This window comes from Leucobacter sp. GX24907, from assembly GCF_053567335.1.
This window is the reverse complement of sequence record NZ_JBSGPD010000001.1, coordinates 259,595-283,534: the sequence shown is the minus strand read 5'-3', so window position 1 is coordinate 283,534 and position 23,940 is coordinate 259,595. Positions and strand designations below refer to the sequence as shown.

The window sequence follows — 23,940 nt, the reverse complement described above, 5'->3', positions numbered from 1 at the left end:
TCAGTCGTCGGCGATACGGATGCAGCCGTTGCGCAGGTAGGTCATATCGTGCAGCGTGTACATGCCGCCGATCCGACCCCACCCCGTCGCAGTTCCGCCGGCGCCGCCGAACGGCATGTTCACATCCCACCAGCCGTTCGACTCGTTGACGATCACCTGACCGACCTGCATCTCTTCCATGAAGTAGAACGCCTTCTTCAGGCTCTCGGTGTACACCGCTCCCTGCAGACCCAGCGGGTCGTCGTTGGCGATGCGGAGCGCGTCCTCATCATCTTCCGCGACGATGATCGGCAGTACCGGGCCGAAGGACTCCTCGCGTGCGAGCAGGCTGTCGGTCGTGACGCCGTCGACGACGGTGAAGTCGTAGTAGAGGTCGGTCGGCATTCCCTCGACGCGGCCGCCACCGAGCAGCACGTCGAAGCCGCGCTCACGCGCATCGGCCATGTGCCGGTCCATCTTCTGCGCAACGCCCTCGTTGTTGAGCGGCCCCAGGTTGGTCTTCGGGTCGAGCGGATCGCCCAGCACGATGGTCTTCTTCGCGTAGTCGAGCACCGCACGCACGAACTCGTCGTGGATGTCGCGGTGCACGATGACCCGCTCGGTGGCGCAGCAGACCTGGCCGGCGCAGAAGTATGCGCCGTCGACAGCGGCCTTCGCCGCGCGCTCGACGTCGGCGTCGGCGAGCACGACGACCGGACCGTTACCCGATGCTTCGATGAGGAGGGGCTTGAGGCCCGCGGTCGCCTGGATCTTCGCGGCGGTCGCCGAGGATCCGATGAAGCCCACCGCGTTGATGCCCGGGTGCGAGACGAGCGCCGCACCGAACTCGCCCTCGCCGGGGAGCACGCTGACGAGACCCTTCGGGAGGCCGGCTTCTTCCATGACCTCCATGGCGGCGAGCACGGTGAGCGGGGTGTTGGCCGGCGGCTTCACGACAAGCGCATTGCCGGTGGCAAGGCCCGGCGCGACGAACTCCGCGAACATGAGCATGGGGAAGTTCCAGGGGGTGATGATGCCGAAGACCCCGATCGGCGCGCGCGAGGTGTACTGACGCATGTTCGGGTCGGTCGAGGGCAGCGTCTCTCCGTAGAGGCGCATCGCGTCCTCGGCATGCAGGTGGAACAGCTGGGCGGCCTCGGTGATGTCTCCCACCGACTCCTCGAGGGGCTTGCCCTGCTCGAGCGTCTGCAGGCGGGCGAGATCGTCGATGCGGGCTTCAAGGGCGTCACCGATCTTGTGACAGATCGCGGCCCGTGCGAATACTCCGAGACGGCGCCATGCCGTCTGAGCCGCGTGAGCGCCGGCGACTGCCTGATCGAGATCAGCCTGAGTGGGCACTGGAATGGAGGCAACCAGTTCGCCTGTGGCCGGGTTGCGTACCTCCGTGCGCTGCGTCGAGGCGCCGTCCGTGTATTCGCCGGCGATGAAGAGCTGCGTCCGTGTCGGCGCTGGAAGGGAATTCATGTCGATACCTCCGTGTATCTCGAACAGCGTTGTCGGGGCCCACCTTACGTCACGCATTCCTGCAAACGCAAGAGATTTCCCTCTTTTCTTGCTCTCACAGCAAACTAGGATGAAATAATTGACTGGATCGACAAGCTCAGGCACCATGCTGGAGATAGCCCAGCCGCGTCGACACCGGTGCAGCCAGGCATACTGCGAAGGAGCATCATGACCACCTACGAGCGCGCGGAGGCCGCCGTTCCGGCACACCGCATCGACCTCGCCCTAGCCGGCACCAAGCGCACGCCTTACTGGATGGACGACTCGCGTCGCCCCGAAGCGCTTCCGCCTGCCCGCGGCGAACTGAGCACCGACCTCGCGGTCGTCGGCGGCGGATACACGGGGCTGTGGACTGCGCTGCTCGCCAAGGAGCGCGATCCGCACCGTCGAGTCGTACTTCTGGAAGGCAAACGGATCGGGTGGGCCGCCTCCGGCCGAAACGGGGGCTTCTGCGAGTCGAGCCTTACGCACGGTGCGAGTAACGGCGAACGCCACCTTCCGAAAGAAACCGCCCGGTTGCACGAACTCGGACTCGAGAACATCCGGGAGTTCGGCGAGACAGTGCGCCGCTACGGCATGGACTGCGAATGGTCGGAATCCGGCGTGCTCCGGGTCGCGACCGAGGAGCACCAGGTCGACTGGCTCGTCTCGGACAGCGAGCAGGACCCCGACGCCATCTATATGGACCGGGAGCGTGTGCGCCAGGAGGTCGACTCCCCACTCTTCCACGCGGGCCTCTGGGAGAAAGAGGGCAACGTCATGGTGCACCCCGCGCGCCTCGCCTGGGAATTGCGCCGCGTCTGCCTCGAACTCGGAGTCGAGATCTACGAGCACTCACCGGTGATCGATATGGAGGCTCGGACAGACGAGATCTCACTGACCGTCGGCGGCACCGAACGGGAGACCAGCCGTAGGGCGCTGGCCACGGTCAGGGCGGGGCGCGTCGCGCTGGCAACGAATGTGTTCCCGTCGCTGCTGCGCCGCGCCCGCCCCTTCGTAGTGCCGGTCTGGGACTATGCGCTCATGAGCAACCCGCTCACTCCCGAGCAATCGGAAGCGCTCGGTTGGCGGGAGCGCCAGGGGATCGCCGACCTGAACAATCGCTTCCACTACGTGCGCATCACCCGTGACGAGAATGGCCGCGATCGCATCCTGTTCGGCGGCTACGATGCGATCTACCACTACGGCAAGGAACTCAAAGACGAGTATTACGACCGCGAGGAGAGCTACCGCAGACTCGCCGCGCACTTCATCGAGACCTTCCCGGCTCTCGGTGACCTCGGATTCAGCCACGCCTGGGGCGGGGCCATCGATTCGTGCAGCCGGTTCTTCTCCTTCTTCACCCGAGCGCACGGCGACCGCGTCGTCGCCTCTGCCGGATACACCGGCCTCGGCGTCGGCGCGACCCGCTTCGGCGCAAACGTGACCCTCGACCTGCTCGATGGGCTCGATACCGAACGCACTCGGCTCGAGCTGGTCAAGAAGAAGCCGATCCCCTTCCCGCCCGAGCCGCTCGCCTGGTTGGGCGTTCAGATCACGACCGCCGAGATGGCACGATCTGACCGCAACGGTGGCAAACGCGGGCTCTGGCTGTCGACAATGGATGCAGTGGGCATGGGGTTCGATTCCTGAACCCACGCATCACTGTGTCTGCGCATCACCGACCCTGCGCGTCACGCGGCCCGGGAGGAGACACCCATGCATTGGATCATGCTCATCGTCGCCATCTGCCTCGAAGTCTTCGCGACTTCGATGCTCAAGGTCTCAGAGGGCTTCACCCGACTGTGGCCGACGGTCGGAGTGCTGATCGGCTACGCGTCCTCCTTCTACCTGCTCGCGCAAGTCGTGAAAGTACTCCCGGTCAGCATCGCGTACGCCGTCTGGTCTGGCGCCGGTACCCTGCTGGTCGTCGGCATCGGCGTCTCGATCTATCGCGAACGCCTCTCGATGCTGCAGGTGCTCGGCGTGCTCCTCACGGTAGCGGGGGTGCTGTTGCTGAATCTCGGCGGCTCCGATCCTGACGACAGCGCAGCATCTCCCGCATCGACGGAATCTCCCGCGACACCGGACGCGCCTGACGCATAGCCCTGCTGTTCCCAGCGCAACTTACCGAGCCGGCGCTCGCGCCGACGACAGGCGGATTGAGCATTTAAGGGCGATCGCGCAAACAATCTCGATATTATTCTGGTCTATCAGCAAATTCAGATGTAGAGTATTGCTCTGACAGCCAATGATCTACCTTGTGGTTGCCGCTCCAAGAACTCATTGCAGAGTTCCCCTCTCAACGCCGAGACAGGAAGTGCCTCACCATGAATAAGACGAGTCCCACCACGAAGTGGGTGATGCTGGGCCTCTCATACCTGGTCCTGATCGCCTGCTTCATCCCCTACATCGGGTGGACCCCCAGCCTCCTCGAGATCTCCGACGAGCTCTCGCTGAACGCGAGCCAGGCCGGCCTGCTCGGCTCGATCACGGCGCTCGTCGGCGGCCTGATCCTGCCCTTCGCCGGTGTCATCGGCGACCGCATCGGCACGAAGAAGATCATCCTCATCGGCCTGGTCGCTGCGATCATCGGCCAGTTCGTCTTCGCGGTCGCCCCCGACTACGGTCTGCTCATGCTCGGCCGCGCTATCAGCGGCCTCGGCGTCGGCCTGCTCTTCGTCGGCCCGTACACGATGGCGATCAACTGGTTCGAGCGCGAGCGCAAGAACGGCATCGCTCTCGGCATCATGTTCACCACCGACGGCATCGGCTCGGTCTTCTCGCTCTACCTGTTCGCGATCGTGCTGGTCGCATTCGGGTGGCGTACCGGATCGAACATCGGCGGCATCTTCCTCGTGGTCGTGCTGGTCATCGCCGCGCTCTTCCTCAAGGACGCGCCACCACACACCGCAACAGCGGAGTCCGCGGAGGAAGACACTTCGGGCCGTTCGACCGCGAGCTGGCTGTTCAGCCGCAACGTGCTCGTCGCAGCCGCCTTCTTCATCGGCGAGTGGGGCATCTTCGCGGTGGTCGCCGTCTGGATGCCGACGATCCTCATCGAGGATGCCGGCTGGTCGACGACCGCAGCAGGCTTCTTCTCGTCGTGCTACGTGCTCGCGGGCATCGTCACATCGATCGTCTTCGGCCTCATCTCCGACAGCCTGGGCAAGCGCAAGAACCTGATCTTGCTCGCCGGCCTCGCCATGACCCTCTTCATGGGCGCACTGACCGTCAGCATCGCGGCCGACAACTATGTGTTCGCTGCGATCAGCCTGCCGCTCGTCGGCCTGGGCGTCTACACCGGCATGCCGCTCGCCCTGGCGCTCGCGACCGAGTCGGTGCCGACGCGCATGGCCGGAGCCGTCAACGGCTTCGTTCTCGGTATCGGCTTCATCGTCGGCGGCTTCGTCTACCCGTACGTCATGGGTCTCGTGAAGGACTCCACCGGCACCTACGTGGTCGGGTTCGTGGGCATGATCATCGCGACCGCGGTGCTGAACCTCATCTGCGCGCTCTTCGCGAAGGATGTGCGCCGAAATCAACCCGCGGCGGTACCCGCCTAACGGCCACCCGGCCTCCCTCGGGGCACAGAACCTCGTGCTCGACGTGTGCGCTACTCAGCCCACTCGCCGAGCACGAGGTTTTCTGGCCTCTCGCCCGCACGAACGTGTTCGATCTGTCGCAGAAGCAGTGCCCGGAGGCGCGGCAGCATCGCGCTCGAGTCACCCCCGACGTGCGGGGTGATGAGCACACCAGGCGCGTGCCACAGCGGGTGATCTTCAGGCAGTGGTTCAGGATCGGTCACGTCGAGCGCCGCACGCAGTCGGCCCGCCTCGAGCTCCGCGAGCAACGCGTCGGTATCGACAACAGGGCCGCGCGCCACGTTCACGATGAGCGCATCATCGGGGAGCGCAGCGAGCTCGGCAGCACCGAAGAGCCCTCGGGTCGCGTCAGTGAGGGGCACGGCGAGGAGCACGATCTCGGTGCTCGGCAGCAACTCATCCAGTTCATCGATGCCGTGCACATGCACGGTGTCACCCGCGAGGTTCCGATCCTCACGCGCACGCGAAGCGACGCGAGTGATCTCGGTCTCGAATGGCGCGAGCCGTGCCTCGATCGCCTTCGAGACCCCGCCGTACCCGACAATGAGGCACCGTCGATCTGCGAGACTCGGCCGCGTATGGAGGTTCCAGAAGCCTCGGGCCTGATCCTGCACGAACCCCGGGATATTGCGCTGTGCGGCGAGCGCCAGAGTGACGGCCAGCTCGGCCGTCCCGGACTCATGCACCGTCGAGGCATTCGCGAACGGCACTCCCTCCGGCAGGGAGTCGGCGACGCCGTTGAACCCGATCGACTGCCACTGCACGAGCCGCGTCTCGACGTCGGCGATACGCGCCAGCTGCGCAGTGCCTCCCCAGTACGGGGGAACCACGATGTCGAAGCTCGAGCGGGGCGCCTCACCCGTCAAATCCCATGACACGAACTCCACCCCGGGCACTTCGCCCATCAACTCGAATAGCTCATCATCGGGCAGGGAAACGACCAGATCACTCATGTCTCCGAGTCTATTCAGCGCGGAGGGAGCACGGGTACCCTGAGGGGCATGGGCGAGACACCGAGCACCGGCCGCGGCAACGGCCCCGATGAGTTCTCGCTGCGCGACGCCCACGGCATCGACCATGCGGTGTACCGCTGGGACGCCGAAGATCCCATCGGCGTCGTGCAGATCATGCACGGTGTCGGCGAACACGCGAAACGCTACCGCGCCTTCGCCGAGACACTCGTCGCTGCAGGGTTCACCGTCTACGCCGACGACCATCGCGGGCACGGAGAGACCTGGCGCCGGCAGTGGCGCGGCGACCGGACCAAGCTCGGCAAGCTGGGGCCTGGCGGCCTGCGCGCAACGGAGGCGGCGCTGCTGCAGCTCACCGCGTTGATCCGAGACCGGCACCCGGGGCTGCCGGTCATCGCCTTCGCCCACTCCTGGGGATCGCTCATGGCGCAACGCGTCTTGGGCGACCACCCGCGAGCCTTCGACGCGGTCGTTCTGTCAGGGAGCGCCCATCGCACCCCGCGCGGCCTCGAAAGCGGCGACCTCAACGCCCGCTGGCGCGGAGCAGACGCGAACGGTTTCGAATGGCTGAGCCGTGACCCCGCTGTGAGTCGGGCGTTCATCGCCGACGAGCTCTGCTTCGGAACGGACATTCTGAAGCTCTTCGGCCTGCCCGACGCCCTCAGGCTGTATGGCACGCCCCGCCCCGGCCTCGACCCCGATCTCCCGTTGCTCATCATCTCTGGTGGCGACGACCCGCTGCACCGCGGCGAGCGCCACCTGCGCCGGCTCGCAAAGGCGTACCGTAAGCGCGGCCTGCGTGACGTCACGGTGAAGGTGTACCCCGAGGCACGCCACGAGATCCTCAACGAAACCAACCGTGACGAAGTGCAGCGCGACATCATCACCTGGATGCTCGAGCGAGTCGGCCCGAGCGGATTGTTGACGGACGGCATAGGCATCATCGACCAAGGCCCTCGCTGAGCCGCAGACCCCGTCCCGGATACCGTCGCAAGGCGTACGCTTAAGTCCATGAGCATGCACGGTGAGTACAAGGTGCCCGGAGGAAAGCTCGTCGTCGTCGATTTCGACGTGGTCGACGGTGCCATCAGCGACTTCCGCCTGTCGGGCGACTTCTTCCTCGAACCCGACGAAGCGCTCGCCGAGATCAACCGTGCGGTCGAGGGAACCGACCCGAGCGGCACCATCGACGACTTCGCCACCGCGATCCGTACGCAGCTGAGCACTGCACCCGGCAACTCCGAAGTGCAGCTGCTGGGCTTCACGCCGGAATCGGTCGGCGTCGCGATCAGACGAGCCATGACCGGGGCGGCGCAGTGGCGTGACTACGACTGGGAGATCCTGCACGAGCGAGCCGTCGCTCCCGTACTCAACGCAGCCCTCGACGAGGTGCTCACCACCGCCGTCGGCACCGGCCGCCGGGGCCCTACCCTGCGCATCTGGGAGTGGAACTCGCCCGCGGTCTTCATCGGCAGCTTCCAGTCCGTGCAGAACGAGGTCGATGAGGCGCAGGCCGCAGCACGCGGCGCGCAGATCGTGCGCCGCATCTCGGGCGGCGGCGCCATGTACATGGAGCCGGAGGCCTCCATCACCTACGCACTGTATGTGCCGGGCGACCTCGTCAGCGGCATGACCTTCGCCGACTCGTACGCCTTCCTCGACGAGTGGGTGCTCGAAGCCTTGAAATCGCTCGGGATCGACGCCGTCTACAAGCCGCTCAACGACATCACCAGCCCGCACGGCAAGATCGGCGGCGCCGCGCAGAAGCGCCTCGGTTCGGGGGCCGTGCTGCATCACGTCACGATGGCTTACGACATGGATCCGGTCGCCATGACCGAGGTGCTGCGCATCGGCCGAGAGAAACTGTCGGACAAGGGGACGGCGAGCGCGCAGAAGCGGGTGGATCCGCTGCGCAGTCAGACCGGCCTGGCTCGCGAGGAGATCATCGAACGGCTCGTCGATGTGTTCACGCAGCGCCACGGCGGCACGGCCGGAACGGTCTCCGAAGAGGAGTGGGCCGAGGCCGAGCGGCTGGTTGCGGAGAAGTTTCTGAGCGAGGAGTGGATCCGCAGGGTTCCCTGAGCGAGGCTCAGCTCTGAGCCCGAAACACCGGACAGGACGCGGCCTCGAGTACGGAGCAGAGAGTACCGAGCCGCGCGAGACGGAGAACGCCTGATCCCCGACGGCCGCTCCGTCGGGGATCAGGTAGGTACTCAGATCGTGTAGGTGTGGCGGTCGTACACGACCGGCCCCAGGTTGAGTGCGGTGCGGTACTGCTCGCTCATGCCGAAGTACTCGGCGGTCTCACCCGATCCGGCGATGATTCTCAACGCCTCATCGAAGCCAATCGGTGTGTAGGTGCGCGCATCGTGCGCCCCGGCACGCGCCTGTTCCGCGGCTTCAGCTCCGAGAATCCCCTCGGAATCTGTTGCTGCCTTCCGAATGAAGTTCGCGGCGTTCTCGGAAGGCGTGACGCTCCAAGCATCCTCGCCTGCCGCACCGCCCACGCGGTAGATCGACTTGAGCGAGCGGGCCAGCTGTGTGATCGACTCCTTCTCCACGTTCGCCCCGCCCTCGGGGGCGTCCTGCAGCACCAGTCGGGTGATCCCGAGATCGCTGAGCGTTCCGAGCAGTGCGTTCGGATCGGCCGGCACCACGACTTCGCGTCGTTCTGGCCAGATATCGAGCATGCCGTGGTAGCCGTGCAGACCTCCCACGTGCACCGCGAACACATCGGGGTACTCGTAGAAGTCATCACTGCGACTGAGCAGCTCTTCGTAGAACGCCCCGATCGATGCCATCAGCAACGGTGCAGCTTCCAAGATGCCACCGGGGCGGAACGACACGAGTGCCACCCGATCCTGGATCGTGTAATCGGGCATGACGTCGGCGAACTTGACCGGCGCCCCGTGCTGGGCAAAGCCGAACTCGCCTGTCTTCATCGTGTCTTTGGTGTGCATCCGCTTTTTCTCCTAAAGCTCGTAGGGTTCACCCGTCTCAGCAGCATCGGCGCTGAGACCGTATTTTTCAAGAAGTTTCGCGATCGTCCCGTCATCGTGCAGGTCTTGAATCGTCTCGTCGACTGCGTCTCCGAAGGCCTCGTTCTCGAGTGACGTCGGGAACCCGACCTGACCGGGCTTCTCGAACTCCGGGACGTTGACGTTCGGCGTTACCTCCTCCATCTGAATGCCTTCGATCGGGCTGCCCTCCAGTCGATCTACCGCCGAAGCAGCACTCACGATGACGGCGTCGACCCGGTCGGCCGCGAGGTCCGAGTAAATGGACTCAGCATCTTGGTAGATCGTGTAGTTGTCGCCGAGCCAGGCCTTCGCGTTCGTGTCCCAGAGACTCCCCGACACTGATCCGACCTGGTATCCCTGATCGAGCTCGTCGCTGGTGATACCGGACTTCGACACGATCACGCTCACGTCGAGTACGGTGGGCGCGCTCTGTCGGATCACTTGCGCCCGATCCTTGGTTCGGTACCAGTCTCCAGCGCCGATATCGGCTCGTCCGGTCTCGACGGACGGAATCACCGACCCTGCCCCGCCGGACGACTGTATGTCGAGCACGAGGCACTCGCGTTTCGCGATCTCGGTGAGGATCTCTCCCTCGATACCCGACAGCTCCGTTGCCGAATCGATCTGCGTGTACGGAAGGAAGTCGTAGGTCGCAACGGTCAACGTCCCTTCGCTCACCGTCTCGAACTCGTGCGCTGGCGTGCAGTCGTCTGCGACCTCAGCATTTGATGCCGTGCCCCCTGACGAGCAGCCGGCGAGTGCAGCCATCGCCAGCAGGGATGCGCCTCCCAGCGCAGCGAGACTTCGGATCCTCGAGTTGCGTCGTTGCATCTGTAAGAACTCCTTGATTCAGTGACCTGACATGACTGTTGGGGGTATGCACGAGACCGGGTGTGACGGCGTCATCACCGCCAGGCCTGATCGGGCGGTCGGGTCGCTCATCAGCGTAGGAGGATCCTGAAATAATTTCAATAGTCAGATTTGAATTTCGTTAAATGAAATTCTCTCAGGGGCGAGTCTTCTGTCGCACTTAGGATGAAAGCGAGCACTCAGCACACACCACCGGGGAGCACGCGAAGCATGACCGATCCGAAGGACACACTCGCAGGCTCCACAGATGGAACCTCTGCAGAAGAGAATTCCGGAGACGGAAGCTCGTCATCTGTGCTCAACCGTTCGGTACTCAGAGCCTTCTCCCTACTCCGGGCAGCAAGCAACCATCCCGAAGGCACTACCGCCGCTGTGCTCGCCGACGAGGCAGGCCTCGCACGCCCAACCGCCTTCCGCCTCCTGCTCACGCTCGAAGAGGCGGGGATGCTCGTCAAAGAGCAAGGGCTCCTCTCGCTGGGCTGGGAAGCGTTTCGTCTTGGTCGCATCGCCGACCCTCGCCGCGGTCTCCGCTCTCGAATCCAGGTGGTGCTCGATCACCTCGCGCGAGAACTCACCGAACACGTCGCCTACTTCGCCGTCACAGGCCCGACTTCCATTGACTTCATCTCGCAGGCCGTGGGTCCACAGATCATGACTCTCGGCCGAGAACCGGATGTCATGCGTTTTCCCCACCACGCCACGGTCGCCGGCAAGATGCTGCTCTCGTTCCTCGACGACGACGAACTCGCGACGCTCATGCCGGAGCGGCTTCCAGCGCTCACTCCGCACACGATCACCGACCGCGCAGCGCTCCTCACGGAGCTGCACGAGATCCGAGAGCGCGGCTACGGCGTCATCGACGACGAACTCGAAGTCGGGCTATTCGCCGTGTCCGTTCCGGTCGTCGACCCGAACGGGGACCCGCTCGGCATGCTCGTCGTGTCAGGCCGCACCGAACGCATGAAGGCGGCGGGCGTCGACCATATCGTCGAGGCGCTCCGACCGGCGGCGCAGAGCCTTGCCGAGAGCCTCACCTCCTAGGCAGAGTCGCCGATACTTCGGCGCGCACAGGGGCCGAGCCGCCGCAGCGCGTCCCTCACAGCCTGATCAGGCCGCGCCTGATCGCGGTAGCGATGGCCGCCTGCCGATTGTCGGCTCCCAGCTTCGTGAAGGCGTGATGCAGATGGGTCTTCACGGTGGCCTCACTCACCAGCAATCTGCGGGCGAGGTCGCGGTTCGACAGGCCCGAGGCCGCAAGTTCGAGCACTTCCAGCTCACGCGCCGTTAACGCGTCATCGGGTCGTTGCATTCGTTCGAGCAGCCGCGCCGCAATCGGCCCGGAAATGGCCGCGGATCCTCCCGCTGCCGACCTGATCGCGCTGAAGAGTGCGGAGGGTCGACTGTCTTTGACGAGGTACCCGACGGCGCCCGCCTCGATCATCCGCACGATATCGGCATCTGAGTCGAAGGCGGTGAAGGCGATGACCCGGGCCTCCGGTCGAGCACCCAGGATCAGGCGCGTCGTCGCGGCGCCGTCTTCCTGATCGGGCCCCAGATCCAGGTCGACGAGCACGACCTCGGCACGCTCTCGCACCGCGAGCTCGACCGCTTCACGAGGATCGCCCGTCTCCGCCACCACGGAGAGGTCGGGCTGGGTGTCGAGCAGGGCACGGATGCCATGGCGGAGCACCGGATGGTCGTCGACGAGCAGGATCCGGATCATCCCCCGCCTCCCGCGTCGATTTCGGAGGGGACGACGCCCGCGACGACCGTTCCCCGTCCCGGATGCGATTCGACGGTGAACGATCCCCCGAGGCTTTCGGCGCGCCACGCCATCGCCCGCAACCCGTATCCGTCTGCGTCAGCGTCAGCGTCAGCGTCAGCGGAGCGTCGCTCGGTGTCGAATCCCACGCCATCGTCCGCGACGTCGATGCCGACCGCACCTTCGAAGAAGGTCAACGTTACCCGCGCTGAGGAGGCCCGCGCGTGCTTCTCGACGTTCACCAGGGCCTCCTGCGCGACGCGCAGGAGCGCGTGCGCGGCCGCATCGCCGGGGTCGTGCTCCTCCCCCACGATCGCGAACGCGGCACCGTGCTCATCTGCCAACTCGCGGAGGGCCGCCACAAGCGAACGCCGCTGGGCCCGTGGACGGGCGAGCCCGTGCAGCAGTCGGCGGGTCTCGGCGAGCGCCTCGCGAAGCACATCCCGGGCTTCCACTACGGCCGCAGAGGCTCGTCCTGCCGCCTCTCCCTCGGATTCGAGCAGCAGGAGCGCACTGGCCGTCCGTTGCACCACGACGTCGTGCAGCTCGCTCGCGACCCGGTTCCGCTCGACCAGCGCGACGGCCTCGCGCTCGGAGCGGTCGAGCTGGGCCCGAGCGTCGACGAGCTCGTCGATCAGGCGGCGTCGATTCTCAAGCGCACGGTCGAGCGCGCCGTAGGCGAACGAGAGCACCAGACCTCCGAAGAACGGCCCGAGCACCAGCCCCAGATCCTCTCCCTCCGACATGAGGAAGAGGCCCGCGCTCACCGCGACTACGACCGTGCTCGACACGACCATCGCCGGTCGACGGAGCAGCACACGATGCACGGCGAAGAAGAGCGCGAAGGCGCACCACCCGAACGACGGCGCCATCACGACGAGCGGCAGCCACAGAGTGGTCGCGAGGAGGATGCCGATCCTCTGCGTGAGCGGATGGGACGAGCCGAGCACCGCTACCGCGTAGGCGATGCCAGACCCGAGGGCCAACAGCAGCACTGCGAAGCCCCGGTCATCGAATGGATGATAGGTGAAGTACCTCGTGCCGCACACGACGAGCAGCACTGCGAAGCCCGCGTCCACGGTGACGTTCATGGCGGTGGCCGGTCTGTCGCGGACGGTGGGATTCGAAGAATCGGAATGAGGCATCACCGCAAGTATCGTGCACCCGCTCGCGTTGCGCCTCAACCGATCGATGGATCGGGGAGGAGCCGAACCGTCGATGTGCGCCGGGCGCGCCGCCGGAATGCTTGAGAGCACGAGGAACCCTCCGAACCGCGAGGGCACACAGAGCCTCTCGAAGGAGCCGCCATGCACACCATTCGTGTCACCGCCGCCCGTCACTCCGCCTCCGCCGCCGCCCTGCTCACCGGCGGTCTGCTCATGGGCGGCGCACTACTCCTCACGGCATGCGCCCCCGAGCCCTCCATTCCGGGCGAGCCCCGGGAGGCTCAGACGCCGCAGGCCGCCCCCGTAGAGCCCTCTCCCGCAGAACCCGGCCCGACCGCTGCGGAACGGGTGCGTGCCACGGCGGACTTGACGGCCGCGGTCGCCTCCGGAGATGTGCCTGCCGCCGAAGCAGCCATTGACGCGGGAGCAGAGCTCGAGCAGCGGGATGGAGAGGGGCGCACCCCGCTCGTGGCCGCGACAAAGGCGGGCCAGACCAAGCTCGCCGTGCTGCTGCTCGACGCCGGCGCGGATCCGAACGCGAAAGACGGGATCGAGGATTCCGCCTTCCTCTACGCCGGCGCGGAAGGGTTCGACGAGATCCTCCGCGCGACGCTCGCGCACGGCGCAGACCTCACTGCCACGAACCGCTTCGGCGGCACCGCGCTGATCCCGGCAGCCGAGCACGCGAACGTGAGTACTGTGGAGATCCTCATCGATGCCGGCGTGCCCCTCGACCACGTCAACGACCTCGGTTGGACCGCCCTGCACGAAACGATCGTGGGAGGCGACGGCGGGCAGGATCACGTCCGCACGACACGTGCCCTGCTCGACGCGGGAGCCGATCCGTCGCTGCCCGACGGCGAGGGGACGCCGCCACGCGATCTGGCCGTCGCGCTCGGCCAGTGGAGCGTCGCCGCCGAGATCGACCGGGCGCTCCGATGATGACGACCCCGGCCGGGCATCCGTTGAAACGCAGCAGGCACGCGCTCACCGCATGGGTAGCGCTTGCGGCGGTGTTGATTGTGGCGCTGCTCGGGCTCACCGGCTGCGCATCGTCCATCGAGAACACCGCGCACGACCCCGGGAGACCGAAGACCGAGAGCGTGCCTGGTCCGGTTCCGGAGACCGAGGCAGTACCCGCGCCGCCAGCAGCCGCGTCCGAACCCGAGCCCGAGAACCCCGGCCTGGATCAGCAGACCCTCGATGACCGCCTCCGTTGGGCAGCGTGGGAAGGCGACCTGGCAGAGGCCGAACAGCTCATCCGGTGGGGTGCCGACGTCAACGCGAAGGACGGCACCGAACAGTCCGCGTTCTTAATCGCGACGAGCGAGGGCAGAACCGACTTCGCCCGTCTGGCACTCGACAACGGCGCGCGAATCGACGACCTCGACAGCTGGCAGGGCACCGGGCTGATCCGTGCGGCGGAGCGCGGGCACTGGGAAGTCGCCGGACTGCTCATCAGCCGCGGCGTCGCCGTCGACCACGTCAATCGAGTCGGCTACCAGGCCATCCACGAAGCCGTCTGGTTCGGGCGCGACGACCCGATGTACCTAGCCACTCTCCGCGTGCTGGCAGCAGGAGGAGCCAACCTCTCGACCCCCTCGGTCACCGAGGGCTTGACTCCACTGCAGATGGCCCGGAGCAAGGGATTCCCGGGTCAGATCGCGGTGCTCGAAGCAATGGAGCAGGCCGCTCCCGCAGACCCCGGTGCAGCGCTGTTCGAGGCCGCCGCGTCGGGCGACGCGGACGCCGCCGCCCGGGCACTGCGAGCTGGTGCCGACGCTGGAAGCCAGGACGGAAGCGGTCGCACACCGCGAGAGATCGCGGAGGAGGCCGGGCACACGTCGACGGTCATGCTCCTGCGGGCTCTCGAGAAGTGACGGACGCGCCTCGCTTACGGCTCCAGGATCACCTTGCCGGTCGTGGCACGGCTCTCGAGGGCCGTGTGCGCAGCGGCCGCATCGGCGAGCGGGAAGCACGCACCGATTCTGACATCGAGATCACCGCTCTCGAGCGAGGCGAGCAGGTCGCCGTAGCGCCACTGGCGCTCCTCGGGGGTGAGCAAGAAGTGCACCAGTGAAGGCCGAGTGATCGACAGCGACCCGCCGGCGTTGAGGCGCTGCGGGTCGAACGGTGCCACCGGCCCGCTCGCGGCACCGAAGAGCACCATTTCTCCGCGCACGCGCAGCGCCGAGAGGGAGTCATCGAAGGTGCGCTGCCCCACGCCGTCGTACACGACCGAGACGCCGGCGCCATCGGTCAGTTCGCGGGCCTTTGCGGCGAAGGTCTCGTAGCGCAGCACTTCTTCGGCGCCGGCCGCGAGGCTGAGCTCACGCTTCTCAGCCGTCGACACCGTTGTGAAGACCCGCACGCCGCGGGCGGTGAGCAGCTGAGTGAGCAGCAGCCCGACGCCGCCGGCGCCGGCGTGCACGACAACCGCCTCACCCGCCTGCGGGTTCGCCGCCGAATGTGCCAGGTAGTGCGCGGTGAGCCCCTGCAGCGGCAGTGCGCCGGCGACATCGAGCCCGACGCTCTCGGGCACTCGGGCAACCTTCTGCGCAGATACCGTGAAGCGCTCGGCATAGCTGCGACTCGCCTCCGCCGTCATGATCCGATCACCGGGTGCGAAGCCATCCACGCCCTCGCCCACGGCCACGACCGTGCCCGAGGCCTCCCCGCCCGGGGTGAACGGGAACGACACCGGGTAGAGCCCTGTGCGCTGGTACGTCTCGATGAAGTTCACGCCGACCGCTGCGGTCTCGACGAGCAATTCGCCGGCACCGGGCGTCGGGTCGTCGATCTCGCGAAATTCGAGCACCTCGGGTCCACCGGCCTGGTCGGCCGCAATCGCACGTATCGTCATGATTCGAGAGTAGCCTCCTCCGCCCACGTTTCGGTGGGAGGGCCGGGTCACCCCGCCTGGCGACGTGCTCGCGCCACCGCGAAGCCCGTGAGCACCAGCCCCGCGGCGCCCCAGAGCATGAGCGCTGCGGCTGCAGCCCCCGCACCCGTCGTGCCGACGGCGATCGCCTGGAAGCCGGAGAGCACGGCCCCGACAGGGCTCGCATCGCCGATCGCCTGCAACGGCGTGGGCACGGTTGCGACCACACCCACGGCGAAGACGATGACGAGCAACGCGAAGGCGATGAAGCGCCCGAATCCGTGGAGCAGTGCCGACAGGCCCTGCACGAGCAACCCGAACACGGCTCCCGCGAGCACGGCGAGTCCGATGAACGCCGCCCCTTGGCCCAGGTCGTAGCCGAGTAGCCCCGGAATCACGACGCCGGCGATGAGCCCTTGGGCGCCGCCGATCGCGACGGCCGGCAACGCACTGCGCAGCGTGATCGCGGCGACTCCACGGGCTGCCTCACGAGTGCGTGACCAGAGCGGCGCCAGCAGCAGGAAGGTCGCGAGCGCCCCCGCCCACAGTGCAATCCCTGCGAAGAGCGGGGCTCCGGCCGCGTTGAAGAGCTCGTCCCCCGACCCCGTCGTCTCGACGGGTTCGACTGCGAGCTCCGACATGCGGTCACGCTCCGATTCGGAGTATGCCGGGATCTCGTCGGTCGCTTCGTGCAGTCCACGCGCAAGCGACCCCGCACCCTGCTGGCTGCGCTTCGCGCCGTCTGCAAGCTGCGATGCGCCCTGCGCGAGCTCGGGGGTGCTCGCCGCGAGCTCCGAGGTGCCGGCAGAGAGCTGCGAAGCTCCTCCGGCCAGTTGCGAGGCGCCCCCGGCCAGCTCGGAAGCTCCGCTCGAAAGCTGCGAGGCGCCGCCCGCCAGCTGGGACGCGCCGCTCGTGAGCGCGCTGCCCTGCTCGGCCAGGGTGTCGAGGCCGGAGCCGAACTCCGTCGCACCCGCGATGAGTGCGTCGAGCTCGGCGGCGGGGTCGCCGCCCGAACCGCCACCTGATGCCGCGGCGTCCTGCAACGCCTGCAGGGCCTGACCCAGACCGGCCGCACCGGTGCCGGCCGTTGCGGCACCCCCGCCGATCTCGCCGGCACGATTCTGCAGCGTCGTCGTCATGTCGGCGCAGAACTCTTCGGTTGCCCCTGAGGCCCCGCACTGCTCCGCCAACGTCGCAATATCTCCGGCGAGCCCCTCGGTGCCGGTCTGCACGGCAGACAAGCCGTTCTGCAGGTTCTCCTGCGGCACCGCCACGTTCGCCTGCAGCTGCCCGAGCGCTCCGGCGAGGGCCTTCAGCTGGGTCGCGGCAGCGATCGTGCCCTGCTCGAGCGAGTCGTACGACTGCGACAGCTGCGACGCACCGTCGACGTAGCGGCTCACACCGGTCGAGAGGCTCGCGGCGCCCGTCGACAGGTCTGAGGCACCCGATGAGAGCCCCGACGCTCCGGTCGAAAGCTCACCGGTCCCGTTCGCGAGCTCTCCAGCGCCACTGGCGAGCTGCTCCGTACCCGCCTGCAGCTCGGTGGTGCCGTCGGCGAGCTGCTTCGTGCCAGTCGCGAGCTGCTTGCCGCCATCTGCGAGCTGGTCCGCACCATCAGCGGCGTCGCTGATGCCGCTCTGCAGCTCGGTCATGCCCACGAAGATGTTGCCGACGAACTGCGATCCGAGCTGCTGGTTGAGCACGGTCGTCGCGGTCTGGGTGACGATGCCCGAGAGTGCTGGATCGAGCAGGCGACCCCGGTCGCTCGTAGCGACATCGATGTTGGCGCGCTCCGCCGATTCGGGTCCGTCCGAGAGCGAGGTCGCTGCACTTGAGAAGTTCTCGGGGATCGTCACGACGCTCGCGTAGCGACCGTCGTCGAGGCCGGCTGCGGCGTCGTCGGCGTCGGTGAGCACCCAGTCGAAGTTGGTGCGGGATCCGTCGTCCTCGGCGTCATCTTCAGAGCCACCACCAGAGGCGAGGTCACCTGAGGCCCCGACACCCGCGTCACCGTCGGCATCGCCGCTCTCGGCCTCGTCATCAGACCCGCCGTCGATCAGCTCGGCGGCGAGCACTCGCCCGAGTGGAACCGTCTGCCCGTCGACCTCAACCGGCTCGTCAAGGTTGACCACTGCCGCGGTCACGGTTTCGAGGCGCTCCTCGGGGTTCCAGAGCCCCCACAGCAGCACGCCGGCCACGGTCAGCGGCACGAGCACCAGCCCGAGTACGGTGCGCCAGGTCACCCGCCGCGTCGTGCCGGCACGGCCGGCGCGCAGAAGCTGCAGTGAACCGCTCATTGTTCCGCTCCCATCGTTTCGAGCCTGCGAGTGTCTGTCGTTTCTGATGCCGTGCTTTCAGGGGCCGGCGCTCCCGAAGCGGTCGATGCTGAATCAGACGATGCCGACCGCGATTGCTGAGCACGTTCGCTCGGTCGCACGAGCCGGGTGCCGCCGGGCAGCACCGCAGTCGCAACCTCGGCCGATCCGATCACCACGATCGTGAGTGGTCGGGCCCCGCCGCGTGCCGTGAGCACGGACCGTGACTCGAGGGACGACCTGAGCGAGGCGAGCTTCGACTGCCCGAGCGCACCATCACGGCGCACCGTGGTGCCATCAGCGCGTATCGCGAAGTCGCGCAGGTCGAGCACCACGAGGTCCGGGCGGTCGGAGAGCGCGGCGCGCAACGAATCAGCATCGGCCCACGCAGCCCGCCTGCGCACGGCGGCCGCCCGTTCGGGCATCAGCAGTCCGGTGACGGTGAGCGTTCCCCCGGTCACCGGCGCGCGGCCGGTCAGCACTGCGGCGAGCGCGTCGGGCGTGGCATCGATGGCGGTCGGGTCCGGATCGAGCAACAGCGCGTCACCGGAGCCGACCCGCAGATCGGGTACTACGGCTCCCCCTGCCACGGCGAGGTTCTCACTCGCGATCCTCGCGTCGGGCATGTCACTGGGCCAGTCCGCGTACGCGATCTCGCGTGCGAGGCCCTCGCCTTCGACATCGAACGACGGGAGCAGTCGGTCGAGCCAGCCGGGCATGCGCCAAGCACGGTCGCCGAGCAGAGCGAGCACCGCGGGTACGAGCGTCATGCGTACGACGAACGCATCGACGAAGACACCGACGGCGAGGCCGAGCGCAATGACCTTGATGCTGGGGTCGCCTTCGGGCACGAAGGCTGCGAACACGGCGAACATGATCACGGCGGCCGCGGTGACGACCTTCGCGGAGCCGACGAAGCCTCGCTCGATCGCGGTCTGCGCGTCGGCGCCGTGCACGACCTCCTCGCGTATGCGCGACACGAGGAACACTTCGTAGTCCATCGCCAGCCCGAAGAGCACACCCATCAAGATGATGGGCATGAAGCTCAGCACCGGACCCGCGGAGGGCACGTGCAGAGGTCCGTCGAGCCACCCCCACTGGAACACTGCGACGACCGCCCCGAAGGCTACGCCGACCGAGAGGAGGTAACCGAGCGTTGCCTTGATCGGCACCCAGACCGAGCGGAAGACCATGGCGAGGAGGATCAGTGAGAGCCCGACGACCAGCACGCCGAACGGCAGCAGCGCGCCGAACAGCATCTCCGACACGTCGATGCCGACGGCGGTGAAGCCGGTGACCGCGAGACTGACCCCGTACTTCTGCTCCCACTCGTCGTGCTTGTCTCGCAAGTCGTGCACGAGCTGCGTCGTGCTCTCGGCATGCGGCCCCTCCTCGGGAACGACCTGGATGATGCCGGTGTCGGCTGAGGGGTTCGGCGTCGCAAGCGGAACGTCGGCGACTCCGGGAACGTCGCGCACCTCATCGGCGAGATCGTCCATGAGCCCGAGGGGATCCTCGCTCGAGATGATGGAGCCGGTGAGCAGCAGGGGACCGTTGAACCCCTCGCCGAAGTGCTCACCCGTGAGCTCGTAGGTCACGCGGGCAGGATCATCGGCGGGCAATGAGGTCGCATTCGGCAGCGCGAGGCGCAGTTGCAGCGCCGGCACTGCCGCGATCCCGAGCGCGACGAGCACGGCGACCACCGTCACGAGTGGCCGCTTGGTGACCGTGCGTACCCAGCCGCCGAAGAAGCGGTCGGCCCGAGACGGACCGTGCGCTGACCTCTTGGGGCCGCTCGTCGCAGAGGCCGCGTCGCTCGCAGCGGTGCCGCCCGCGTTGCCCACCTCGGGTGCGGCAGCGGTGAGCGCGCGACGCTGCCGCTTCGGCAGGATCCGCATGCCGACCATGGCGAGCACGGCCGGGGTCAGAGTGATCGCGATGACTACCGCGATCGCGACGGCAACGGCAGCTGCGACGCCGAGTGCGGTGAGGAAGGGGATGCCCGCCACCGACAATCCCAGAAGCGCGATGACGACGGTGAGACCCGCGAATACGACCGCGGATCCGGAGGTCGCATTCGCGCGCGCGATCGAATCGTTGAGACCGACACCGGCCTTCAGCTGTTCCTGGTGCCGGCTCACGATGAAGAGCGTGTAGTCGATGCCGACCGCGAGCCCCAGCATGAGCGCGAGCATAGGTGTCGTCGAGGTCAGCTCGACGAACGCGGTCACGAAGAACACTCCCGCGATCGAGACTCCCACACCGAGCAATGCAATGAGGAGCGGCATGCCCGCTGCCACGAGCGATCCGAGGGTGAGGATCAGGACGACGAACGCGACGAGCACGCCGATCGCCTCCGTCGCGGTCACACCGGGCACCGACGAGCTGAAGGCTTCACCGCCGTAAGAGACTTCTGCTCCTGACGGGAGCCCCTCACCAATTTCTGCAGTGGCCTGCTCGATGCTTGCAACGGTCTCATCGGAGACGCTGTCCAGAGTTCCCTCGATCTGGATGGTGATCAAGGCGGCCGAAGCATCATCGGCGAGGCCGCTCGCGGGTTCCGTGAACGGCGTCATCACTGCGGTGACATCGCGCGCGTCCTCGAGGTCGTCAGTGGCGTCCTCGATGAGCAAGCTGTAAGGCGCATCGTCGACGCGATCGCCCTCCGCACCGGTCACGATGATCGTTGCGCTCGTGCCACTTACCTCGCCGAAGGTGCGACTGAGCGTGTCGAGCGCTTCCTGGGACTCAGTGCCGGGGATCGAGATACTGCCGTTGGCACCCTGGCCCAGGAACACCGCACCGGCGCCGAGCAGCGCGAGCACAGCGATCCAGAGTGCAAGCACCAGGATTCTCGCGCGAATCGCCCAGCGGCCGATCGCATGGAGCAGCGAAGACATAACGCCCTTCCAGAGAAGTCGAGAGTGCGGAAGTCATGAGCAGAAGCACCGCGATGGCGGCCGATACACTCATGCATCCATTTCGATACACCAATGTATTCGCAGTCGCTCGGAGCACGCTGAATGTTGCATCCACAGCTGTCGCCTCGGGGTGGGATGATAGAGACATGTCTTCCACGGTTCCCTCGGACGCCGCTGCGATCAGCGCCGCTGCTGCCGACGACCCTCACGTGGAATCGACCAGCGCCCGGCGACGCGAGACCCGCGGGCGGCTGCTCGACGCAGCCGCTGAAGTCTTCGCCGCGGAGGGGCTGCGCGGCGCCTCGGTCGAGGCGATCTGCGCGCGCGCCGGCTTCACCCGCGGCGCCTTCTACTCGAACTTCACAACCAAGGAACAGCTCTTCATCGCGTTGCTGGAGCGCGAGTTCGCCCACCAGACCCGCCGCCTCGCCGAGAAGGCCGACGAGCTGGAACCGCAATTGCGCGAGTGTGCGACCGGCTTCTCTCCGCGGGAGATCGCGCAGTATGTGGTGGAGTTCCTGGCACCCTCCGAAGACCACGAGACCTGGTTCACACTGGAGTTGGAACTGCTGCTGCTCGCGAAGCGGGAACCCTCGCTGCTCGCCGAGCAGCTCGACTTCAAGGAAAGCCTCTATCGGGGGATCGCAGAGCCTGTCGAGCGCATCGTTGCCGCGGCCGGGCGTCGCTTCATCATCCCGGTCGAGCGGGCCCTCCCCGTACTGGGGGCGCTCTACGAAGACGCGATGCGCGCCTCGATGCTGGGCGGCCCGAGCGTCGAGCAGTCATTCGACGAACTCGGCGGACGTATCGCGGAGCTGCTCTTCGCGATCACCGAGGAGATCGCCTAGCGGCCATCTCAGGATCGTGGGCCCGAGACAGGGCACCGCGCATTCGAGCGAGGGCCGCACTACACTGGTTCCGTGCTGCTCTCAGACCGCGACATCAACGCTGAAATCGCCTCGGGCCGAATCTCCCTCTCCCCGAGCGACCCCTCGATGGTGCAGCCCTCGAGTGTCGATGTGCGCCTCGACCGCTACTTCCGCCTCTTCGACAACCACAAGTACGCGGTGATCGACCCGGCCGAGGAGCAGCCGGAGCTCACCCGTCTCATTGAAGTCGACCCCGAAGAGGGCTTCATTCTGCACCCCGGCGAGTTCGTGCTCGGGTCGACGTACGAGCAGGTCGGCCTCGCCGACGACCTCGCGGCACGCCTCGAAGGCAAGAGCTCGCTCGGACGCCTGGGGCTACTCACCCACTCCACGGCCGGCTTCATCGATCCGGGCTTCGAAGGGCATGTGACGCTCGAGCTGTCGAATGTGGCCACGCTGCCGATCCGCCTGTGGCCCGGCATGAAGATCGGGCAGCTCTGCTTCTTCCGCCTGTCGTCGCCGGCCGAGCGCCCCTACGGCTCGGGAGCCACCTTCTCCCGCTATCTCGGGCAGCGCGGCCCGACGGCTTCGCGCTCGCACCTGAACTTCCACCGCGCCGACGTCAAGGCGACGGACGCGGGTGCTCCCGGCGAGTAAGCCCCTCGGAACTACTCACCCTCGAGTTCGGCGAACTTCGCCTGCATCGTGGGGTTGCCGCGCGTCAGTCGCTTGATCGAGACTCCCTGCGCCTTGTCGTTGGCGAGGCGCAAATTGTTCTCGGACTTCAGCAGGTTGTCTTTCACCTTCTGCATCTCGGCGATCGAAGTGTCGATGCGCTTGATCGCCTCCTGGAACTGGCGGGAGGCGAGGTCGTAGTTGCGGCCGAACGCGTCCTTGAACCTGTCGAGATCGTCTTCGAAGTTGGTGATGTCGATGTTCTGCGCCCTCACCAGCTCGAGTTCGGTCTTGTACTTCAGCGAGTTCAGCGCCGCATTGCGCAGCAGGGTGATGAGCGGGATGAAGAACTGCGGGCGGATCACGTACATCTTCGGGAACCGGTGCGACACGTCGACGATGCCACCGTTGTAGAGCTCGTTCTCGGGTTCGAGCAGTGAGACCAGCACGGCGTACTCGCAACCCTTCTCCTGCCGGTCTTTGTCGAGCTTCTTGAAGAAATCCTCGTTCCTCTTCTTGCTGGCCGTGCCGTCGGCCTCGTTCTTCATCTCGAACATGATCGAGACGATCTCGATGCCCGCCTCGTTGCGGTCGCGGAAGATGTAATCGCCCTTGGTGCCACCGCTCGCGTCATTGTCTTTCTCGAAGTAGGCGTGCGGAAACGCGGTGGGTCGAATCTGATTGAACGTGATCTCGCAGTGCTGCTCGAGAGTCTCGCCGAGCATCTTGGTCGAGAGCCGCGCCTTCATGTCTTGCAGACGCTCGATCTCGCTCTCACGATCCTTGATCTGAATCTCGTAGCGCTCTTTCAACGACTGCTCGGCGAGTTGCTTCTCGAGCTCCGCCTTCTCGAGGCTGCCCTTCAGCTCGTCGCGCTCTTTCGCAACGGTGCCGACCGCTTCGGCGAGCTCGAGCTTCTTCGCCGTCTCAGTCGACTCCAGCCGGGCACGCAACTGCTGGATCTCCGCGTCTTTCTCTGCCACGGTCTGATGCCGCTCTGCGACCAGCTTCGACTCGGCAAGCTCGATTGCCGACTGCTGCTCGCGTTTCGCCGTCTCGAGCCGGCTGAGCAGAGCGTCACGCTCCCTCTCCACAGTGCCCAGCGCTTCCGCCACGGCGAGCTTTCGCGCCGTTTCTTGCGCCTGCAGCTTCGCAGTCAGGTTCTGGATCTCGGCATCTTTCGTCGCGGCGGCGCGCTCGCGCTCACTCGCGGCCTTCGTCTCGGCCAGCTCGACGGCCTGCCGTTTCTCGTGCTCGGCCAACTCGAGCCGATCGTGCAGTTGTTTCTCGAACTCGCTGTCGCGAACCTGCCTGACGATCTCTGCATACCCGGCTTCATCGACGGTGAACGATTTCCCGCAGTGCGGGCACTTGATGTCGTGCATACGAAAAGGCTATTCCCC

Annotated in this window: 20 protein-coding genes; 10 read left to right on the top strand and 10 right to left on the bottom strand. The window is 66.5% G+C overall.

The genetic code is table 11. The annotated features are described in order from the left end of the window. Entirely contained in the window at positions 1 to 1,464 is a 1,464-nt protein-coding gene (locus ACUYV6_RS01420; RefSeq protein ID WP_449276864.1) for an aldehyde dehydrogenase family protein, read from the bottom strand. 207 nt (positions 1,465 to 1,671) lie between these two features. Between ACUYV6_RS01420 and ACUYV6_RS01415 the strand changes: the two genes are divergently transcribed. The 3 genes from ACUYV6_RS01415 (at position 1,672) to ACUYV6_RS01405 (ending at position 5,048) form a co-directional block, all read left to right on the top strand. After that, positions 1,672 to 3,135: an NAD(P)/FAD-dependent oxidoreductase gene (locus tag ACUYV6_RS01415; RefSeq protein WP_449276863.1), complete on the top strand. Its 1,464-nt coding sequence runs from the start codon at positions 1,672 to 1,674 to the stop codon at positions 3,133 to 3,135. Positions 3,136 to 3,201: 66 nt separating this feature from the next. Next, positions 3,202 to 3,588: a DMT family transporter gene (locus ACUYV6_RS01410; RefSeq protein ID WP_449276862.1), complete on the top strand. Its 387-nt coding sequence runs from the start codon at positions 3,202 to 3,204 to the stop codon at positions 3,586 to 3,588. Positions 3,589 to 3,812: 224 nt separating this feature from the next. Further along, the gene (locus ACUYV6_RS01405) at positions 3,813 to 5,048 is read left to right on the top strand and encodes an MFS transporter (RefSeq protein ID WP_449276861.1); all 1,236 of its coding nucleotides are present in this window, start codon (positions 3,813 to 3,815) and stop codon (positions 5,046 to 5,048) included. 50 nt (positions 5,049 to 5,098) lie between these two features. Here the strand turns inward: ACUYV6_RS01405 and ACUYV6_RS01400 are convergent, their stop codons facing one another. Beyond that, positions 5,099 to 6,040 carry a 2-hydroxyacid dehydrogenase gene (locus tag ACUYV6_RS01400; protein ID WP_449276860.1) on the bottom strand — a complete coding sequence of 314 codons (942 nt, stop codon included), beginning with the start codon at positions 6,038 to 6,040 and terminating at the stop codon, positions 5,099 to 5,101. 48 nt (positions 6,041 to 6,088) lie between these two features. On the opposite strand from ACUYV6_RS01400, the gene ACUYV6_RS01395 reads away from it, so the two are divergent. Beyond that, positions 6,089 to 7,021, top strand: a complete 933-nt coding sequence (locus ACUYV6_RS01395; RefSeq protein ID WP_449276859.1) for an alpha/beta fold hydrolase — start codon at positions 6,089 to 6,091, stop codon at positions 7,019 to 7,021. Positions 7,022 to 7,075: 54 nt separating this feature from the next. After that, the gene (locus ACUYV6_RS01390) at positions 7,076 to 8,140 is read left to right on the top strand and encodes a lipoate--protein ligase family protein (protein WP_449277138.1); all 1,065 of its coding nucleotides are present in this window, start codon (positions 7,076 to 7,078) and stop codon (positions 8,138 to 8,140) included. A gap of 131 nt (positions 8,141 to 8,271) precedes the next feature. Here the strand turns inward: ACUYV6_RS01390 and ACUYV6_RS01385 are convergent, their stop codons facing one another. Beyond that, positions 8,272 to 9,018 carry a hypothetical protein gene (locus ACUYV6_RS01385; protein ID WP_449276858.1) on the bottom strand — a complete coding sequence of 249 codons (747 nt, stop codon included), beginning with the start codon at positions 9,016 to 9,018 and terminating at the stop codon, positions 8,272 to 8,274. A gap of 12 nt (positions 9,019 to 9,030) precedes the next feature. Beyond that, positions 9,031 to 9,909: a substrate-binding periplasmic protein gene (locus tag ACUYV6_RS01380; protein WP_449276857.1), complete on the bottom strand. Its 879-nt coding sequence runs from the start codon at positions 9,907 to 9,909 to the stop codon at positions 9,031 to 9,033. A 249-nt stretch (positions 9,910 to 10,158) separates the two neighbouring features. Here ACUYV6_RS01380 and ACUYV6_RS01375 point away from each other — a divergent pair, with 249 nt between their 5' ends. Next, complete coding sequence (locus tag ACUYV6_RS01375; RefSeq protein ID WP_449276856.1) at positions 10,159 to 10,989, top strand: IclR family transcriptional regulator; 831 nt, start codon at positions 10,159 to 10,161, stop codon at positions 10,987 to 10,989. 55 nt (positions 10,990 to 11,044) lie between these two features. On the opposite strand, the gene ACUYV6_RS01370 is transcribed toward ACUYV6_RS01375, so the two are convergent. Beyond that, on the bottom strand, positions 11,045 to 11,671 hold the full coding sequence (locus ACUYV6_RS01370) for a response regulator (RefSeq protein ID WP_449276855.1): 627 nt from the start codon (positions 11,669 to 11,671) through the stop codon (positions 11,045 to 11,047). Continuing rightward, complete coding sequence (locus ACUYV6_RS01365) at positions 11,668 to 12,801, bottom strand: sensor histidine kinase (RefSeq protein WP_449276854.1); 1,134 nt, start codon at positions 12,799 to 12,801, stop codon at positions 11,668 to 11,670. Before ACUYV6_RS01365 ends, ACUYV6_RS01370 begins: the two co-directional genes overlap by 4 nt. Before the next feature lie 216 nt (positions 12,802 to 13,017). Here ACUYV6_RS01365 and ACUYV6_RS01360 point away from each other — a divergent pair, with 216 nt between their 5' ends. Both ACUYV6_RS01360 and ACUYV6_RS01355 read left to right on the top strand, forming a co-directional pair. Then, a complete protein-coding gene (locus ACUYV6_RS01360; protein WP_449276853.1) occupies positions 13,018 to 13,818 on the top strand; it encodes an ankyrin repeat domain-containing protein in 801 nt (266 codons plus the stop codon). Next, positions 13,815 to 14,756 carry an ankyrin repeat domain-containing protein gene (locus ACUYV6_RS01355; RefSeq protein WP_449276852.1) on the top strand — a complete coding sequence of 314 codons (942 nt, stop codon included), beginning with the start codon at positions 13,815 to 13,817 and terminating at the stop codon, positions 14,754 to 14,756. The genes ACUYV6_RS01360 and ACUYV6_RS01355 overlap by 4 nt, the downstream gene beginning before the upstream one ends. 14 nt (positions 14,757 to 14,770) lie before the next feature. Here ACUYV6_RS01355 and ACUYV6_RS01350 read toward each other — a convergent pair whose 3' ends face one another. The 3 genes from ACUYV6_RS01350 to ACUYV6_RS01340 are packed head-to-tail and all read right to left on the bottom strand — an operon-like array spanning position 14,771 to position 20,972. Continuing rightward, positions 14,771 to 15,739 carry a quinone oxidoreductase family protein gene (locus ACUYV6_RS01350; protein WP_449276851.1) on the bottom strand — a complete coding sequence of 323 codons (969 nt, stop codon included), beginning with the start codon at positions 15,737 to 15,739 and terminating at the stop codon, positions 14,771 to 14,773. Positions 15,740 to 15,786: 47 nt separating this feature from the next. Further along, positions 15,787 to 18,054 carry a YhgE/Pip domain-containing protein gene (locus ACUYV6_RS01345; protein ID WP_449276850.1) on the bottom strand — a complete coding sequence of 756 codons (2,268 nt, stop codon included), beginning with the start codon at positions 18,052 to 18,054 and terminating at the stop codon, positions 15,787 to 15,789. Continuing rightward, complete coding sequence (locus ACUYV6_RS01340) at positions 18,051 to 20,972, bottom strand: MMPL family transporter (protein ID WP_449276849.1); 2,922 nt, start codon at positions 20,970 to 20,972, stop codon at positions 18,051 to 18,053. The genes ACUYV6_RS01345 and ACUYV6_RS01340 overlap by 4 nt, the downstream gene beginning before the upstream one ends. 167 nt (positions 20,973 to 21,139) lie before the next feature. On the opposite strand from ACUYV6_RS01340, the gene ACUYV6_RS01335 reads away from it, so the two are divergent. Together ACUYV6_RS01335 and dcd are read left to right on the top strand one after the other, a co-directional pair. Next, positions 21,140 to 21,841, top strand: coding sequence for a TetR/AcrR family transcriptional regulator (locus tag ACUYV6_RS01335; protein ID WP_449276848.1), 702 nt, complete (start codon positions 21,140 to 21,142; stop codon positions 21,839 to 21,841). A 72-nt stretch (positions 21,842 to 21,913) separates the two neighbouring features. Further along, positions 21,914 to 22,519 (top strand): dCTP deaminase, encoded by a 606-nt coding sequence (gene dcd / locus ACUYV6_RS01330; protein ID WP_449276847.1) that lies wholly within the window; start codon positions 21,914 to 21,916, stop codon positions 22,517 to 22,519. 11 nt (positions 22,520 to 22,530) lie between these two features. Here dcd and ACUYV6_RS01325 read toward each other — a convergent pair whose 3' ends face one another. Continuing rightward, positions 22,531 to 23,922 (bottom strand): DUF2130 domain-containing protein, encoded by a 1,392-nt coding sequence (locus ACUYV6_RS01325; protein ID WP_449276846.1) that lies wholly within the window; start codon positions 23,920 to 23,922, stop codon positions 22,531 to 22,533. Positions 23,923 to 23,940: the final 18 nt, after the last annotated feature.

Bases quoted from the DNA above. Each gene is read 5' to 3' on its own strand.
- ACUYV6_RS01420 (WP_449276864.1), bottom strand. From the start codon at position 1,464: ATGAATTCCCTTCCAGCGCCGACACGGACGCAGCTCTTCATCGCCGGC.
- ACUYV6_RS01415 (WP_449276863.1), top strand. From the start codon at position 1,672: ATGACCACCTACGAGCGCGCGGAGGCCGCCGTTCCGGCACACCGCATC.
- ACUYV6_RS01410 (WP_449276862.1), top strand. From the start codon at position 3,202: ATGCATTGGATCATGCTCATCGTCGCCATCTGCCTCGAAGTCTTCGCG.
- ACUYV6_RS01405 (WP_449276861.1), top strand. From the start codon at position 3,813: ATGAATAAGACGAGTCCCACCACGAAGTGGGTGATGCTGGGCCTCTCA.
- ACUYV6_RS01400 (WP_449276860.1), bottom strand. From the start codon at position 6,040: ATGAGTGATCTGGTCGTTTCCCTGCCCGATGATGAGCTATTCGAGTTG.
- ACUYV6_RS01395 (WP_449276859.1), top strand. From the start codon at position 6,089: ATGGGCGAGACACCGAGCACCGGCCGCGGCAACGGCCCCGATGAGTTC.
- ACUYV6_RS01390 (WP_449277138.1), top strand. From the start codon at position 7,076: ATGCACGGTGAGTACAAGGTGCCCGGAGGAAAGCTCGTCGTCGTCGAT.
- ACUYV6_RS01385 (WP_449276858.1), bottom strand. From the start codon at position 9,018: ATGCACACCAAAGACACGATGAAGACAGGCGAGTTCGGCTTTGCCCAG.
- ACUYV6_RS01380 (WP_449276857.1), bottom strand. From the start codon at position 9,909: ATGCAACGACGCAACTCGAGGATCCGAAGTCTCGCTGCGCTGGGAGGC.
- ACUYV6_RS01375 (WP_449276856.1), top strand. From the start codon at position 10,159: ATGACCGATCCGAAGGACACACTCGCAGGCTCCACAGATGGAACCTCT.
- ACUYV6_RS01370 (WP_449276855.1), bottom strand. From the start codon at position 11,671: ATGATCCGGATCCTGCTCGTCGACGACCATCCGGTGCTCCGCCATGGC.
- ACUYV6_RS01365 (WP_449276854.1), bottom strand. From the start codon at position 12,801: ATGAACGTCACCGTGGACGCGGGCTTCGCAGTGCTGCTCGTCGTGTGC.
- ACUYV6_RS01360 (WP_449276853.1), top strand. From the start codon at position 13,018: ATGCACACCATTCGTGTCACCGCCGCCCGTCACTCCGCCTCCGCCGCC.
- ACUYV6_RS01355 (WP_449276852.1), top strand. From the start codon at position 13,815: ATGATGACGACCCCGGCCGGGCATCCGTTGAAACGCAGCAGGCACGCG.
- ACUYV6_RS01350 (WP_449276851.1), bottom strand. From the start codon at position 15,739: ATGACGATACGTGCGATTGCGGCCGACCAGGCCGGTGGACCCGAGGTG.
- ACUYV6_RS01345 (WP_449276850.1), bottom strand. From the start codon at position 18,054: ATGAGCGGTTCACTGCAGCTTCTGCGCGCCGGCCGTGCCGGCACGACG.
- ACUYV6_RS01340 (WP_449276849.1), bottom strand. From the start codon at position 20,972: ATGTCTTCGCTGCTCCATGCGATCGGCCGCTGGGCGATTCGCGCGAGA.
- ACUYV6_RS01335 (WP_449276848.1), top strand. From the start codon at position 21,140: ATGTCTTCCACGGTTCCCTCGGACGCCGCTGCGATCAGCGCCGCTGCT.
- ACUYV6_RS01325 (WP_449276846.1), bottom strand. From the start codon at position 23,922: ATGCACGACATCAAGTGCCCGCACTGCGGGAAATCGTTCACCGTCGAT.